Below are 13993 nucleotides of genomic sequence, written 5' to 3' on the forward strand. Positions count from 1 at the left end.
CTGACCGTCCGCGCACCACGCGCTGACGGCTTGTCATCCGAATGTCATGTGCCCCGCGCGAAAGTGTTCTCACCAAGGCAAACGACAAGCGAGGGAACCATGCTGAGCAACAAGGTGTACATGATCGCCGGGGGCGTGCTGTGCGTCCTCTTCGTCGCGCTCGCGATGGTCGAGTTCTCCACCGGTTACCCCGATGACGGCCTGCAGGACCTGCTCTACGCCGTCTTGAGCGCCGGTGCCGGCACGCTGCTGTACGTCCTCGACCGCCGTCAGCGCGAGCGCCGCGCGGCCGCCGCGCCACAGCGTGACGCCCGATGAGGAACATCGACGGCGGTTTCCTCGCCGCGCCGGACCAGGCCGCGCTCGACCGCCGGGAACGGGAGGTGCGCAAGGGCAAGGGCGCGCTGCTCCTGACCGTCGCGGGCGGGTTCGTCGCACTGATCGCCGGCTACAACGTCCTCGTCGACTTCTCCCCGGTCTCGCTGGCGGTGACGCTGATCGCGCTGGCCGTCGCGGTCGGCGGCGGCGTGCTGACCAAGCACCTGATGCGTGCCGTGCGGTTCCGGGTGCACAAGCCGAACGCGGGCCTCGTCGGCGCCGCGAAGCTGACCGGGCTCCTGGTGGCCTTCTTCGGCATCGCCGCCCTGCTCGGTTCGATCGGGGCGCCCGGTCCGCTGCGGATCGTCCTGATCGCGGGCGGTGTCGGCACCATCGCCTACGTGAGGTCGCTACACGACCAGCAGTGGGTGCTCTTCGAACTGGACGCGGTGGGCGTCCGGATCGAGCGGACGGTCGTGCCCTGGCGTGACGTCACCCGGCTCACCACCGACCCGGTCGGCCCCGGCATGACCCGGCTCGGCGCGGTCGGAGTCAACGCGGAACCGCTGTACGTCGCCGTCCAGGACAGCGAACTCGATCCGCGTCTCCTGACCGAGGCCATCGGCCGCTTCGCGCCGCAGGGGATCCGGCTGACCCGCGCTCAGGACTCCCTGGGCAACCCGGCCGGCTGAGCGGCGCCGCGGACGCCGAGCCCTCGGCGGTAGGCCCGGTCGAAGTCGTCGCCGAGCCGCTTCCGCGCGGACGTCCGGAGCAGGGCGGCGTCCAGATCGACGGCGAACGGGGTGCCCCGGATGGTCACCGCGGCGCCGATCAGGACCGCCGCCCGCTCGGGGTCGTCGCGGAGCAGCGCGATCCCGGCGAGGCCTTCGACGGCGCAGGCCAAGGTGGTGCTGTCGTTCCACTGGTCCGCCGATTCGAGCGCCTGCCGGTGCAGTTCCTCGGCCTGGTCGATGTCGCCCTCGGCGGCCGCGACCCAGCCGAGTGAGATCCGCGCCCCGGAGCGGCCCCCTTCGGACGTGAAAGAGCCACCGGAGCACTCCGAAAGCGCGAGTTCGCTCAACGCGCGAGCCGTGGCCAGATCGCCTCCGTGTCGCGAGAGGGTGGCGAGGCCGACGTACCCGAATGCCCGGCTTTCGGGCATCCCGGCGCGGCGCGCGATCTCGATGGCGAGGTCGAAGTCCGCCCGCGCTCCCGCCGCGTCGCCGTGGAGCAGCTTGCTGGTGCCACGGCGGCACAGCAGGTCCGCGTTGTCGTCGGAGGCGCCGAGTTCCCGCATCAGCCGGAGCGCCTCGTCCATCATTTCCAGGGCTTCGGCCTGCCGGTTCGTCCAGATCAGGATCTGCGACAGGTGGTCGAGCGTCATCGAAAGGCCCCAGCGTTCCCCGATCGCGCGGAACGCGGCCTCCCCTTCGCGCAGAAGTCCTTCCGCCATGTCGAGTTCGCCTTGCATCAGCATGCGCAACCCGTATCCGGTCGGCACCAGCGCGAGGCTCCACGCGTCACTGTGCGCCAAGAGGGCCTGACCGCGTTTGAGCAGCTCGTCGTCGTCGCCGGGCGGCCCGGTCACCACCCCCATCAGCATCAGCAGCGCCGGGTTCCTCGGCGCGCTGACCATGTTCCGCACGAGGCCGTCCACCTCGGGAAAGTGACGGACGAGGGCTTCATGTTCAACACCGCCGCGGAGTCCGGCGGCGGCGCTGAGCACGCAGAGCTGGTACTCCTCTTCGAGGCTGTCCGGTGGCTTCGGGCCGAGGTTCTTGACCACTTCCAGGCACAGCGTCGAACCTTCGAACCGGCGGCCGCGCATCCACCAGTACGTCACCAGCGACGCCGAGAGCCGGAGCGCGATCCGTACGTCGGCTTCGGTGGCCCAGTGCAATGCGGCCAGGAGGTCGTCGTAGGCGGCGTCGAGACGGTCGAGCCAGACCAGCTGATCCCCGGTGCGCAGAAGCGGGTCCGCTTCCTCGGCGAGGGCGAGGAAGTGCTCCGCGTGCGTACGCCGCAGCTGCTCGGCCTCGCCCGCTTCGGCGAGCTTCCCGGCGAAGAAGGCTCGGATGGTTTCGAGCATCCGATACCGATCGCCACCGCGTTCGACGAGTGATCTGTCCACAAGGGACGGAAGCAGCTCCGCGGTGTCCGCCACGGCGCAGACCGCTTCGGCGTCGGCGAGGGTCGTGCCGCCCGCGAAGACGGTCAGCCGCCTGCCGAGCAGGCGTTCGTCCTCTTCCAGGAGGTCCCAGCTCCATTCGACGACGCCGCGCAGGGTGCGATGCCGGTCCTCGGCGACCCGGCTGCCGCGCGAGAGCAGCTTGAAGCGGTCGTCCAAGCGGGAGGCGATCTCCCCGGCAGGCAGCGTCCGGACGCGGGCGGCGGCGAGTTCGATGGCCAGCGGCAGCCCGTCGAGCGCGGCACAGATGCGCTGGACGTCGCCCGCCGTGGTGTCGTCGACGGCGAAGCCCGGGTCGTTTGAACGCGCGCGATCGGCGAACAGCCGGACGGCGGCGAACTCCAGCGACCGCGCGGGCGGTGTGCCCGGCGGCGGCACGGCGAGCCGGGGCACGGGGGAGACGACCTCGCCGGTGATGCCCAGCGGTTCCCGGCTGGTGGCGAGCACACGCAGCGCCGCGGCCGCGCCGAGCAGCCGGGCGACCAGCTTCGCCGCGGCCTCGACCAGGTGCTCGCAGTTGTCGAGTACCAGCAGCACCGCGCGGTCGGCCAGCGCGTCGATCAGCCGCTCCAGCGGCGCGTGCTCCACCGGAGCGGTGGCCGCCCCGAGCGGGACAGCCCGCAGGCCGAGCGCTGTCAGCACGGCATGGGCGACGTCGGCGTCCTCGCTGTAGGGCGCGAGCTCGACCAAGACAGCCGGAAGATCCGACGCGGCGGCGGTCTCGACGGCCAGTCGGGTCTTGCCCGCTCCGCCGGGGCCGGTCAGCGTCACCAGCCGCGAGCGGTCCAGCTGGCCGAGCACGTGCCGAAGGTCGCCTTCGCGGCCGATGAAGCTGGTGAGCTGCGCGGGGAGCGGCGACGTCGTGGTCTTGACGGGCGGCGTCTCGCCGCGAAGCACGGCCAGATGCGCGGCGGTGAGGTCCGGTCCGGGGTCGGCGCCGAGTTCGTCGGCCAGGACGCGCCGGGCGTCCTCGAACGCGGTGAGAGCGTCGGCCTGACGTCCGGCGGCGTGCAGCGCGCGGATCAGCAGCGCGCGTGGCCGTTCCCGCAGCGGCTGCTCGTCGATGACCTGGCGAAGCCCGGCGAGGACGTCTTCGTGTCTCCCCAGCTTGAGTTCGGCCTCGGCACGGTCTTCGATCGCCGACGTCTTCAGCTCGTTCAGCCTCGTGACCTGCGGATCGCGGAACGGCGCGTCGGTGATGTCCGCGAACGCCGGGCCACGCCAGAGACCGAGAGCTTCGCGAAGCAGTTCTGCCGCCTTCGTGGCGTCTCCCGCGGCGAGAGTGCGACGGCCTTCGGCAGCGAGCCGCTCGAAGCGGTGCACGTCGACGTCGCCGGGGTCCACGGCCAGCCGGTAGCCCGCCGGGCTGAACTCGACGGGCGCGAGGTCCTTCAGCGCCCCGCGCAGCCGCGAGACCTGCGATTGCAGCGCGTTCGCCACCCCTTCGGGCGGTTGCTCGCCGTAGAGGCCGTCGATGAGCCGCTCCGCCGGGACGACCCGGCCCGCCTCCAGCGCGAGCAGCGCGAACAGCGTCCGGACCCGGGGCCCGCCGACTCCGACGGTGGTGCCGTCCTCGCGGCGCACCTCCGTCGCCCCCAGAACGCCGAATCGCATGAGGGCAAGCCTAACGGTGTCCGGGTGTTGACCTGGGTGGATCCAGCCCGCCCGAGAACCGCCGAATGGCGTCTATACACTTCGCCGGGTCCCCACGCAATGGGAGAGGTATGTCTGAGCAGGAACAGGTGGTCCTCGGTCAGCCGACCGTCGGCGACGAAGAACTCGCCGCCGTGGCGGAGGTGTTCCGGTCCGGCTGGCTGGCCGGCGCCGGCCCCGCGTGCCGCCGTTTCGAGGAACGCTTCGCGAAGACCGTCGGCACCGCGCACGCCCTGACCACCAGCAACTGTGGGTCGGCACTCTTCCTCGGGCTCCGTGTGCTCGGCGTGAAGCCGGGCGACGAGGTCATCGTCGGTGACTACACCTTCCCCGCCACCGGCCACGCCGTGCTCCAAGCGGGCGCGACGCCGGTGTTCGCGGACATCCGCCCGGACGTGTGGAGCGCCGACCCGGCGTCGATCGAAGCCCTGATCACCCCGCGCACCGTCGGCATCCTCGCCGTCGACGTCGCCGGGCAGCCGGGCGACTTCGACGAGTACCGCGCCATCGCCGACAAGCACGGCCTGTGGCTCTTCGAGGACGCCGCCTGCGCCGCGGGCGCGACCTACAAGACCCGCCCGGCCGGCAGCCTCGCCGACCTGGCCGCGTTCTCCTTCCACGGCCGCAAGGGCATCACCGCGGGCGAAGGCGGCGCGCTGGTCTCGGACCGCGAAGACCTCATGGCGCACGCGCGCAAGCTGCACACCTACGGCATCGAGCCCGCCATCACCCGCGAGGGTTCCGGCGCCCTGCCGATCCCGGAGTTCCACGAGCTGGGCTACAACTTCCGGCTCTCGGACGTGCAGGCCGCGATCATGAACGTGCAGCTGGACCGCCTCCCGGACCTGCTCTCGGCCCGCCGTTCGGTGGCCAAGCGCTACCACGAGGCTTTCGAGAACCTGCCCGGTCTCGACGTCCCGGTGGAACTGCCGGACCGCGAACACCCGTGGCAGGCCTACATCCTCACCGTGGCCCCGGAGATCGACCGCGATGCGCTCGCGCTGCGGATCCGTGAGCAGGGCGTGCAGTGCAACTTCGGCACCTACGCTTCGCACCTGCAGCCCATCTACGGCAAGAAGCAGACCTTGCCGGTGTCGGCGGACCTCTTCGCCCGTCATCTCGCCATCCCGATGCACGCCAACCTCACCGATGCCCAGGTCGACAGGGTCATCGGGACCGTCAGCGCCGCACTGCCGAGCTAGGAGAGAAATGCCCGACAAGAAGGTCTTCTTCACCGGGGGCGGCGGTTTCATCGCCGCGCACGTCATCCCGATGCTGATCGAGGGTGGCTACACCGTCCGCGTCTTCGACAACATGACCCGCGGCGACCGCGCCCGGATCAACGAGTTCGTCGCCACCGGCAAGGTCGAACTGGTCGAGAAGGACGTCCGCTACGGCGGCGCCGTGCGCGAGGCCATGCGCGGCTGCACGCACGTCATCCACTTCGCGACCGTGTCGATCAACAAGTCCGTCGCGGACCCGCACGAGTCGATCGACATCAACATGGTCGGCAACCACAACGTCTTCGCCGCCGCGGCGGACGAGGGTGTCGAGCGGGTCGTGTTCGCCTCGACCGCGTCCGTCTACGGCGAACCGAAGCGCCTGCCGATGCACGAGGACGACGAGCTCAAGCCGCTCACGCCGTACTGCATCTCGAAGCGCGCGGGCGAAGACATGCTCGGCTTCTACGAGCGCACCAAGGGCCTGTCCTGGAACGCGCTGAGGTTCTTCAACGTGTACGGCCCCGGCCAGAAGATCGAGGCCTACTACACGTCGGTGATCAACCACTTCATCCAGCGCCTGCGCGCCGGCCAGCCGCCGATCATCGACGGCCGCGGCGACCAGTCGATGGACTTCGTGCACGTCACGGACCTGGCCCGCTCGGTCGTCGCGGCGCTCGAGTCGGAGCAGTCAGGAGTGCCGATCAACATCGGCACCGGGATCGACACCTCGATCGCGACGCTGGCGAAGATCCTCATCGACGCCGTCGGCGTCAACGTCGAGCCGCTGTTCAACGAGCGCGACGTGCTCGTTTCGCGGCGCGCCGCGGACATCACCCGTGCCCGCGAGGTCCTCGGCTGGGAGCCGAAGATCTCCGTGGAAGAGGGCATGCACGAACTGGTGAAGGCCTCCGAGTGAGTGCCGGGCCAGGGGAGAGCCGCCCCATGCGTATCGCCGTGGTGAACAATTTCTTCCCGCCGAGGGTGGGCGGAAGCGCGCACATGGCGGCGTCCCTGGCCGAGCAGTACGCGGCGCGCGGGCACGAGGTGCTCGCGATCACCGCGGCCTACGCCGACGCCCCGGCCGACGAGACGAAGGACGGCTACCGCGTCGTCCGCCTGCCCGCGGTGAAGATGCCGCAGCTGGGCCTGTCGATCGACTTCGACATGAGCTTCGCCTCGCTGCGGCCGGGGAACTGGCGGCGGCTGCGGGCCCTGCTGGACGAGTTCAAACCGGACGCGATCCACCTGCACGGGCAGTTCTTCGACCTGTCGTGGCTGGCCGGGCGGTACGCGCGGCGGCACAAGCTGCCGATGCTGCTGACCATCCACACCCTGCTGATCAGCGACAACAAGCTGTACGGTGGTGTCTTCCGGTTCCTGGACACCGTGCTGGTGAACCCGATCCTGCGCTACCTCAAGCCGCGGTACGTCATCCTCGACAAGCTCGGGGTCGACTACTGCGTCGAGCGCTACGGCACCAGCGACGACAACTCGGACTACTTCCCGATCGCCGTCGACACCGGGAACTTCGAGAAGCCGCTCACCAAGGACGTGCGGGCGGAGCACAACCTGGGCGACGGTCCGGTGATCGTCTCGCTCGGGCACGTGATCCCGCTGCGCAACCGGCTTCCGCTGGTCGAGGCGCTGCCGTCCATTTTGGACAAGCACCCCGGCGTGAAGGTGGTCGTCGTCGGCCGCGTCTATCACGACGTCTTCCTGAAGCGGGCGGAAGAACTCGGTGTCGCGGACGCCATCATCGTCACCGGCGCCGTCCCGAAGGCGGACGTGCCCGCGTACTTCGCCGCCGCAGACATCGTCACGCACGACCTCAACGGCGGCTGCGGCACCGCGTCGCTGGAGGCGATGCTCTCGGGTACCGCGACCATCGCTTCGGTGACCGAGGACAACTACCCCGGCATCGAACTCCGCAACGGCGAGAACATCCTGCTGGTGCGCCCGGACGACAGCGAGGCGGTGGCGAACACCGTCATCGAACTGCTCGACGACCCGGAGAAGCGGGCTTTGGTGGCACAGCGCGAAAGCGCGATGGTACGGGCCAACTTCGGCCTCGACGTCGTCGCCGAAGAACACCTGCGCACCTTCGAGAAACTGGTGACCGAGGCCGATGTTCTTCGATGACGAGCGCAGCAACCGCCTGCGCCCGCAGATCCTGACCGAACTCGTTTCGCAGTACATGAACGACGCCGAGCGCGCCCGTTTCTACGGGCTGCCGGAGTCGACGAGGGTGCGCGAACGCGTCAAGATCATCAGCCCGGAGAACCTGACGATCGGCGAACACTGCTGGATCGGCGAAGGCGCCGCGCTCGACGCGAGCGGTGGGCTGGAGATCGGCGAGCACACCAGCATCGGCCTGAACACGCTGATCTTCACCCATTCCAGCTGGCTCGCGAACATGACGCTGCAGAACCACTCCGGCAGCGACCTCATCGAACGCAAGCCCGTGAAGATCGGCAAAGGCTGCTTCATCGGCGGCCTCGTGGTGATCATGGCGGGCGTGACGATCGGCGATTTCGCCACCGTGCAGCCGAACTCCGTGGTCGCCAAGGACGTCCCGCCGCGCAGCCTCGTGGCGGGCAACCCCGCGCGGGTGTTCCAGCGCTACGACGACGAGTACATCCAGTCCGAAGTGGAGCGTGTGCGTGGCGAGAACGCGCGGCGGCGTGCGCTGGCTGAGGAGCGGGGGGACACTTCTTCGTCCTGGGGTGCTCCGGCAGGCGACTTCACGGAGTCGTGAGTGTTTTGGGTCGTTCTAACGACACTGATCACTCACGACAGGTGACTCTCGACGTCTGGGCGGCCATGCCCCAGAACCGGGTCGAAGTGTCCGGCGGAGTCCTGGTCGCGGCACCATCCCTGGACACCCGGCACCAACTGGCGGTGACGCGGCTCGCGTACTTGCTGGATGAGCGGCTCGCGGGTCTGGCAGCCTTCGCCGGAGTCGAACCTTTGCTCGCCGACGAGCCGTTGACCATTCGCGTACCGGATGTTCTGGTCACGAGCCGCCCCGACCTCGACGCGCTGACCACCCGCCACGCGCGACGCCCCTGATCACGCGAGTCACGTCTCTGATCACGCGAGTTACGCCTCAATCCTCAGTCTGACGGGAACCACCACCCCGCCAGAGCCGACTATTAGGCTCAGCGTGCGAGTTCCCCGGCGAGGAGGGTGGCAGATGAGGTTAAAGCGGTTCGCCGCGTCGTTGCTGGTCACCGGGTTGGCCCTGCTGGGCGCCGCGACCCCGGCGCTGGCCCATTCGGAGCTGAAGAGCAGCGACCCGGCGAGGGGCGCTTCGCTCGCGACGCCGCCGACGCAGATCAAGCTGACCTTCACCGGCCCGGTCACTCTCCCCGAGAACCCGATCCAGATCACCGGCCCCGAGAACGCCTCGTGGACGGTCGGCCGGGCGGAGGTCGCCGGCATGGTCGTCACCGCGCCGGTCCAGGCCGTCGGACCCGCGGGCGAGTACACCCTCCGCTACAAGGTGACCTTCGAGGACTCGCACGTCGCGAGCGGCTCGGTGAAGTTCAACCTCAGCGCCCCAGTCCAGAGCAGCCAGGCCCCGACCAGCCAACCCCCAGCGAACAGCCAGCCCCCGGCGAGCAGCCAAGCCCCGACACCGCCGGCCGGCGAGACCACTCCCGAAGGCCTGCTGCCGACCTGGGTGTGGATCGTCCTCGCGGTCGCCGTGGTCGCCGCCGGTCTCGTCGTCGCGCTCCGGTTCACTCGACGGAAGGACTGAGCCTTCACGGAACGGCAGCGGTTGAGGCAACCTTTCAGGTGGTCAACCGTCGAACGGAGATGAGGACCAGGGTGGCTCGCGGCGATGACGAGTTCGTCGAGTTCGTGCGGAACTCGTCGACCCGTCTTCAGCATGCGGCCTACCTGCTGACCAGCGACCGCCATCAGGCCGAGGACGCCGCCCAGACGGCGCTCGCCAAGACGTACGCGGCCTGGTCGCGGGTGCGTCGCAAGGACGCCTACGCCTACGCGCGGCAGGTCCTCGTCAACCATGTCATCGACGGCTGGCGGCGCCCTATCCGCGAGAACGCCACCGAGGAGATCCCCGAGCGGCCGAGCGGGCTGGACGTCGCCGGGGCCGTTGTCCAGCGGAAATGGCTCCTTGACGCGTTGCGTACGCTCACAGACCGGGAGAGAGCCGTAGTGGTGCTCCGGCACTTCTTCGACTTGAAGGAATCCGATGTGGCGGGTGAGCTGGGTGTCTCGGTGGGCACCGTGAAGAGCACCAACTCCCGCGCCCTGACCAAGCTGCGGATCACCGCGGAGGACGGAACGGAACTGATCGGGGGGCTGGGACGATGACCGACCTCGAGACGCTGCGCTCGGCTTTGCGGGAACCGCCTGCCGAGGAGTTCACCGAGCCCGACCTCGGCGCGATCATGGCGAAGGGCGGCCGTATCCGCCGCCGTCGCCGTCTCGCGACCGGCGCGGGCGGGGTCGCCGCCACCGTGGTGACGGTGCTGGTCATCGTCGGCGCGGTCGCGCTGAGGGAGCCGGCGCCCGCCCAGCGACCGCTTCCGCCGGCCGCGAGCGCTCCGTCGTCGTCGCCGTCGCCGTCGCTGCTGCCGACGCCCGCACCGCGGCCGACGATCACCAGCGCCTCGCCGAGCCCGGCGCCGCTGGGCAACGTCATCTCACTCGAGACCAAGGGCGATGGCGGCCGGGAGATGGTGCTCTACGCTTCCGCGCTCGACGAGCCCGCCCTGCCGGAGGTCGAGTTCGCCCTGCGGGTCGCGTACCGGAACGACGACGGTACCTACGAAGACCTGATGACCAGCAACGAGTACAAGAAAACCGACCGGTCGTTCGGCTTCCACGCGGTGGACGGCGGGGATCTGGTCCAGGGCGCGTTCGTCCCCGTGTTCGGCTACTTCTCCGGCTCGGCGGCGCGGATCACCAGCACGGTCCGGGGGAAGCCGGTCGAGGCGAAGGTGGTCCCCTGGAGCGAAGACCCGACGGTCGCCATCTTCTGGTTCGACGCTTCCCAGGTGGAGTCGGCGGGCGTCCTGACCCCCCTCATCGCCTACGACGCGAGGGGCCAGCGCCTCACGAAGTGAACGACTGATCTCCACCGGAGCCGAGGCGCGGTCGCCGGATTTCGGCGAAATAGGCGTTGACCGGGGACCGGTGCAACCCGACGATGCCGAACACGGTCGCCGTGAAAACGAGCATGTTGATCACGATGAGGGCGATCCCCAGGCCCGGCACCTGTACTTCGCCGCCCAGCTCGGAGGCGCGCTCGGTCGCGTCCACATAGCCGACCACCGCGAGGATCACGGTGGTCAGCAGGATGAGGCTCATGAAGCACGCCGAAACGGTGAGGGCCACCCGTGCCCAATTCCGGCCCGCCCTGGTCACCACGCACAGCGCCATGTGGACGACGCCGAGCACGAGGAACCAGATGATGGCCGACGAACCCGAATCCTCCCGACGGAAGCGGGACATGCCTTCCGGAACTTCGGTGTCCACGGCTTGCGCGGCGGCGAGGATCGAGAGCAGCCCCGTGGTGATCATCCACGTCAACGCCGCCAGGGCCAGAACGGTCGTCGCGCGCTTGAGGGTCTTGGGCACCCGCGGACGTTAGCCGTGCCCGGCGGGGACAGGTCCCTGACGTCAGGCCGCGGCCTGCGTCAGCACCTGGTCGACGACGGAGTGCGAGGGCAGGATCAGGTCGCGCTCGGTGTCGGCGTCGATCTTGCCTTCGAGCAGCTCCAGGAAACGGTCCAACTGGGTCGCGAGGGGTTCGCGCGCGGTGACCAGTTCCGGGATCTCGATGACGGTCTGCTGCCGGTAGCCGAGGCCGTCCTCGGTGACCGAGTCGTGCGAGACGTGCCGGTAGATGGTGACGTCGCGGCGCAGCAGGTCGATCTCGATCATGCGGTCCAGCTCGGACACCCAGAGCGAACGGACCTTGCGCTGCCCGAGGCGGGACGCGGAAACCGTGGCGAGCCCGGATTCGAACGACAGCACCGTCTCGATGGTGTCTTCGGCGCCTTCGACCGAGTTCGGGTGGAAGTAGCCGGCGCCGGAGGCGACCCGCTGCGGGGTCGCGCCGCCGAAGAACTGGATCGCCAGGTCGACGTCGTGCACCAGCAGGTCCCACGCGACACCGGTCTTGATGCGCGGCGCGTAGGGGCCGTGGCGGCGGGCCATCAGGTGGATCGGCTCGTTGACCAGCGCCCGCGCGGTCATCACGGCCGGGTTGTAGCGCTCCAGGAGCCCGCACATCAGCGGGACGTCCTTCTTCGCCGAAAGCCCGACGATCTCCTTGGAGAATTCCAGGCTGTTGCACACCGGCTTCTCGACCAGCAACGGCTTGCCCTGGCCCAGGATCTCCTGCGCCAGCTCGTAATGCGCCTCGGTGGCCGAAGCGAGTACGACGGCGTCCACATCGGACAGTGAGCCGATTTCGGGCGTCCACTGGGTTTCGTAGCGCTCGGCGACCTTGCGGCCCGCCTCTTCACGCGGGTCGATCACGCGGACGAGGTCCACGCGCTCGTTCGCGGCGAGCACACGGGCGTGCAGCGAACCCATGTTCCCGGTGCCGATGAGGGCGATCTTGTGCGTCGTCATGCGCCGAGTACCTCGCGAACCGTTTCGATGATGGTGTCCAGATCGGACTCGGAAAGGTGCGGGTGCACCGGCAGCGAAAGCGCCTGCGCGGCGACGGAAGCGGCCACCGGGAAGTCTCCGACCTTGGCGTCGGGGATCAGCGGGTTGTTCCGGTAGCAGTCGTAGTCGAACACGATCTTCGGGTAGTAGATCCCGTTGCCGATGCCCTTTTCGGTGAGGGCGGCGGCGAGTTCGTCGCGCGAGAGGAAGGCGTGCGGGCCGACCAGCACGGTGTACTGGTGCCACACGTGTTCGCGGCCCGGCAGGACCTGCGGGATGTCCAGGCCCGGCGTGCCGGCGAGGCCTTCGGAAAGGCGCTTCGCGTTGGCCTGGCGGGCGGCGGTGAGCTGGTCCAGCTTCTCCAGCTGCGGGATGCCGACGGCGGCGTGCAGGTCGGTCATCCGGTAGTTGTGCCCGGCGACCTCGTACTGATACCGGGCGCGCATGCCCTGGTTGCGCAGCACGCGCAGCGCGTCGGCCAGCTTGTCGTCATCCGTGGTGATGACCCCGCCCTCGGCGGTGGTGATGTTCTTGGTGGCGTACAAGGAGAAACAGCCGATCCCGAAGGATCCGGCCTGCTTGCCCTCGAACGACGCGCCGACGGCCTGCGCCGAGTCTTCGATGATCTTGAGACCGTGCTCGGCGGCCAGCGGCGCGAGCTTGCCCATGTCCGCTGTCTGCCCGTAGAGGTGCACGGGCATCAGGACCTTGGTGCGGTCGGTGATCGCGGCGGCCACGGCGTCCGTGTCGATCGCGAAGTCGTCGCGCCGGATGTCGGCGAAGCGCACTGTCGCGCCCGCTTCCAGGATCGCGTTCAGCGTCGCCACGAAGGTGAACGGCGAGGTGACGACCTCGTCGCCTGGCTTGAGGTCGAGCGCCTGGATGGCGGCGACCAGCGCGGTGGTGCCGTTGTTGACGGCGATCGCGTGCTTCGTGCCGGAAACGCTCGCGAACGCGTCCTCGAAGCGCTTGACCATCGGTCCCTGTGCGATGGCGCCGGATCGCAGCACCTCGACGACGAGGTCCTCCGCGTCACGGACGTCGACCACGGTAATGGGGATCATCTGCAAGTCTCTCTCGACTGGGCGTTCTGGTGCGTCCGGTACAGTGAGCCGCCGGTTCTGCGCCCCGGCCGCCCTCTCTGGCGCGGGCCACACGTTACCGGGACCGCCGAAGCGCCCATTACCCCAGGCTGCCTCCCAGCCACGACGAACGGATCTCACGTGGTGAACCGCATCCACCCGACAGCGATCATCGGCGAGGGTGTCGAGCTCGGCGACGACAACGTCATCGGACCGTTCACCGTCATCGTGGGCCCCGCGCGCATCGGCGACGGCAACTGGATCGGCCCGCACGTGACCATCGGGACCCCGGGCGAGGACCGCGGCCGCGAACACCCCGCCGCCTGGGAATCCGCGCCGAACGGTGATCCCGATCACGACGGCCACGGCGTCGTCATCGGCAGCCGCAACCGGATCCGCGAGTACGTCAGCGTCCACCAGGGCACCTGGCGCACGACCACCGTCGGCGACGGCGGCTACTTCCTCCGTGGCTCCCACATCGCCCACGACTGCCTGGTCGAGGACGCCGTCACGGTCGCCTCGAACGTCATCACCGGCGGCCACTGCCACATCTGGGCCGGGGCGAACCTGGGCATGGGCGCGATCCTGCACCAGCGGGTCGTCATCGGCCCCGGCGCGATGGTCGGGATGAGCTCCGCGGTCCGCAAGGAGGTGGGCGCGTTCACCATCGCCGTCGGCAACCCCGCACGGGTGACAGGCGTCAATACGGTGGGCCTGTCCCGCCGGGGCCTGGACGAGGCCACCATCGAGGCACTGGGACCGTGGCTGAAGGGTAAGGCCGGTCTCCCTGACGACGGGCTGGCCGACCGGCTGCCCGGCGACCTCTCTACCTTGGTGAAGGCGTGGGACGCCCGTCCGCGCGAGTGAGTGCTAGGAGT

At 69.4% G+C, this 13993-nt stretch carries 15 protein-coding genes; 11 read left to right on the top strand and 4 right to left on the bottom strand.

Annotated elements, in window-relative coordinates; all coding sequences use genetic code 11:
• Positions 1-99: 99 nt before the first annotated feature.
• Positions 100-318: a hypothetical protein gene (locus tag ACZ6YV_RS05105; protein WP_465508378.1), complete on the top strand. Its 219-nt coding sequence runs from the start codon at positions 100-102 to the stop codon at positions 316-318.
• Positions 315-1010: a hypothetical protein gene (locus tag ACZ6YV_RS05110; RefSeq protein ID WP_465508379.1), complete on the top strand. Its 696-nt coding sequence runs from the start codon at positions 315-317 to the stop codon at positions 1008-1010. The genes ACZ6YV_RS05105 and ACZ6YV_RS05110 overlap by 4 nt, the downstream gene beginning before the upstream one ends.
• Here ACZ6YV_RS05110 and ACZ6YV_RS05115 read toward each other — a convergent pair.
• On the bottom strand, positions 980-4120 hold the full coding sequence (locus tag ACZ6YV_RS05115) for an AfsR/SARP family transcriptional regulator (RefSeq protein ID WP_465508380.1): 3141 nt from the start codon (positions 4118-4120) through the stop codon (positions 980-982). The two genes, ACZ6YV_RS05110 and ACZ6YV_RS05115, sit on opposite strands and share 31 nt — an antisense overlap.
• Before the next feature lie 110 nt (positions 4121-4230).
• On the opposite strand from ACZ6YV_RS05115, the gene ACZ6YV_RS05120 reads away from it, so the two are divergent.
• The 8 genes from ACZ6YV_RS05120 (at position 4231) to ACZ6YV_RS05155 (ending at position 10478) form a co-directional block, all read left to right on the top strand.
• Positions 4231-5361, top strand: coding sequence for a DegT/DnrJ/EryC1/StrS family aminotransferase (locus tag ACZ6YV_RS05120; protein ID WP_465508381.1), 1131 nt, complete (start codon positions 4231-4233; stop codon positions 5359-5361).
• A gap of 7 nt (positions 5362-5368) precedes the next feature.
• Positions 5369-6298: an NAD-dependent epimerase/dehydratase family protein gene (locus ACZ6YV_RS05125; RefSeq protein ID WP_465508382.1), complete on the top strand. Its 930-nt coding sequence runs from the start codon at positions 5369-5371 to the stop codon at positions 6296-6298.
• Positions 6299-6324: 26 nt separating this feature from the next.
• Positions 6325-7521, top strand: a complete 1197-nt coding sequence (locus tag ACZ6YV_RS05130; protein WP_465508383.1) for a glycosyltransferase family 4 protein — start codon at positions 6325-6327, stop codon at positions 7519-7521.
• Complete coding sequence (locus ACZ6YV_RS05135) at positions 7508-8137, top strand: acyltransferase (protein WP_378238130.1); 630 nt, start codon at positions 7508-7510, stop codon at positions 8135-8137. Before ACZ6YV_RS05130 ends, ACZ6YV_RS05135 begins: the two co-directional genes overlap by 14 nt.
• A 41-nt stretch (positions 8138-8178) precedes the next feature.
• Entirely contained in the window at positions 8179-8451 is a 273-nt protein-coding gene (locus ACZ6YV_RS05140) for a hypothetical protein (protein ID WP_465508384.1), read from the top strand.
• A gap of 124 nt (positions 8452-8575) precedes the next feature.
• Entirely contained in the window at positions 8576-9142 is a 567-nt protein-coding gene (locus ACZ6YV_RS05145; RefSeq protein ID WP_465508385.1) for a copper resistance CopC family protein, read from the top strand.
• Positions 9143-9213: 71 nt separating this feature from the next.
• The gene (locus ACZ6YV_RS05150; RefSeq protein WP_378238133.1) at positions 9214-9723 is read left to right on the top strand and encodes a SigE family RNA polymerase sigma factor; all 510 of its coding nucleotides are present in this window, start codon (positions 9214-9216) and stop codon (positions 9721-9723) included.
• On the top strand, positions 9720-10478 hold the full coding sequence (locus ACZ6YV_RS05155; protein ID WP_465508386.1) for a hypothetical protein: 759 nt from the start codon (positions 9720-9722) through the stop codon (positions 10476-10478). The genes ACZ6YV_RS05150 and ACZ6YV_RS05155 overlap by 4 nt, the downstream gene beginning before the upstream one ends.
• On the opposite strand, the gene ACZ6YV_RS05160 is transcribed toward ACZ6YV_RS05155, so the two are convergent.
• From ACZ6YV_RS05160 to ACZ6YV_RS05170, 3 genes are read right to left on the bottom strand one after another with little or no spacing between them, the layout of a single operon-like run.
• The gene (locus ACZ6YV_RS05160) at positions 10468-10992 is read right to left on the bottom strand and encodes a hypothetical protein (RefSeq protein WP_465508387.1); all 525 of its coding nucleotides are present in this window, start codon (positions 10990-10992) and stop codon (positions 10468-10470) included. The genes ACZ6YV_RS05155 and ACZ6YV_RS05160 overlap by 11 nt on opposite strands.
• A gap of 42 nt (positions 10993-11034) precedes the next feature.
• Positions 11035-11994: a Gfo/Idh/MocA family protein gene (locus ACZ6YV_RS05165; RefSeq protein WP_465508388.1), complete on the bottom strand. Its 960-nt coding sequence runs from the start codon at positions 11992-11994 to the stop codon at positions 11035-11037.
• A complete protein-coding gene (locus ACZ6YV_RS05170; RefSeq protein WP_465508389.1) occupies positions 11991-13097 on the bottom strand; it encodes a DegT/DnrJ/EryC1/StrS family aminotransferase in 1107 nt (368 codons plus the stop codon). The genes ACZ6YV_RS05165 and ACZ6YV_RS05170 overlap by 4 nt, the downstream gene beginning before the upstream one ends.
• A 159-nt stretch (positions 13098-13256) precedes the next feature.
• Between ACZ6YV_RS05170 and ACZ6YV_RS05175 the strand changes: the two genes are divergently transcribed.
• The gene (locus tag ACZ6YV_RS05175; protein WP_465508390.1) at positions 13257-13982 is read left to right on the top strand and encodes a UDP-N-acetylglucosamine acyltransferase; all 726 of its coding nucleotides are present in this window, start codon (positions 13257-13259) and stop codon (positions 13980-13982) included.
• The last annotated feature ends 11 nt before the right edge of the window (positions 13983-13993 follow it).

It is taken from the genome of Amycolatopsis sp. NPDC102522, from assembly GCF_055584485.1.

Bases quoted from the DNA above. Each gene is read 5' to 3' on its own strand.
- ACZ6YV_RS05155 (WP_465508386.1), top strand. From the start codon at position 9,720: ATGACCGACCTCGAGACGCTGCGCTCGGCTTTGCGGGAACCGCCTGCC.
- ACZ6YV_RS05115 (WP_465508380.1), bottom strand. From the start codon at position 4,120: ATGCGATTCGGCGTTCTGGGGGCGACGGAGGTGCGCCGCGAGGACGGC.
- ACZ6YV_RS05105 (WP_465508378.1), top strand. From the start codon at position 100: ATGCTGAGCAACAAGGTGTACATGATCGCCGGGGGCGTGCTGTGCGTC.
- ACZ6YV_RS05135 (WP_378238130.1), top strand. From the start codon at position 7,508: ATGTTCTTCGATGACGAGCGCAGCAACCGCCTGCGCCCGCAGATCCTG.
- ACZ6YV_RS05165 (WP_465508388.1), bottom strand. From the start codon at position 11,994: ATGACGACGCACAAGATCGCCCTCATCGGCACCGGGAACATGGGTTCG.
- ACZ6YV_RS05170 (WP_465508389.1), bottom strand. From the start codon at position 13,097: ATGATCCCCATTACCGTGGTCGACGTCCGTGACGCGGAGGACCTCGTC.
- ACZ6YV_RS05145 (WP_465508385.1), top strand. From the start codon at position 8,576: ATGAGGTTAAAGCGGTTCGCCGCGTCGTTGCTGGTCACCGGGTTGGCC.
- ACZ6YV_RS05125 (WP_465508382.1), top strand. From the start codon at position 5,369: ATGCCCGACAAGAAGGTCTTCTTCACCGGGGGCGGCGGTTTCATCGCC.
- ACZ6YV_RS05130 (WP_465508383.1), top strand. From the start codon at position 6,325: ATGCGTATCGCCGTGGTGAACAATTTCTTCCCGCCGAGGGTGGGCGGA.
- ACZ6YV_RS05120 (WP_465508381.1), top strand. From the start codon at position 4,231: ATGTCTGAGCAGGAACAGGTGGTCCTCGGTCAGCCGACCGTCGGCGAC.
- ACZ6YV_RS05110 (WP_465508379.1), top strand. From the start codon at position 315: ATGAGGAACATCGACGGCGGTTTCCTCGCCGCGCCGGACCAGGCCGCG.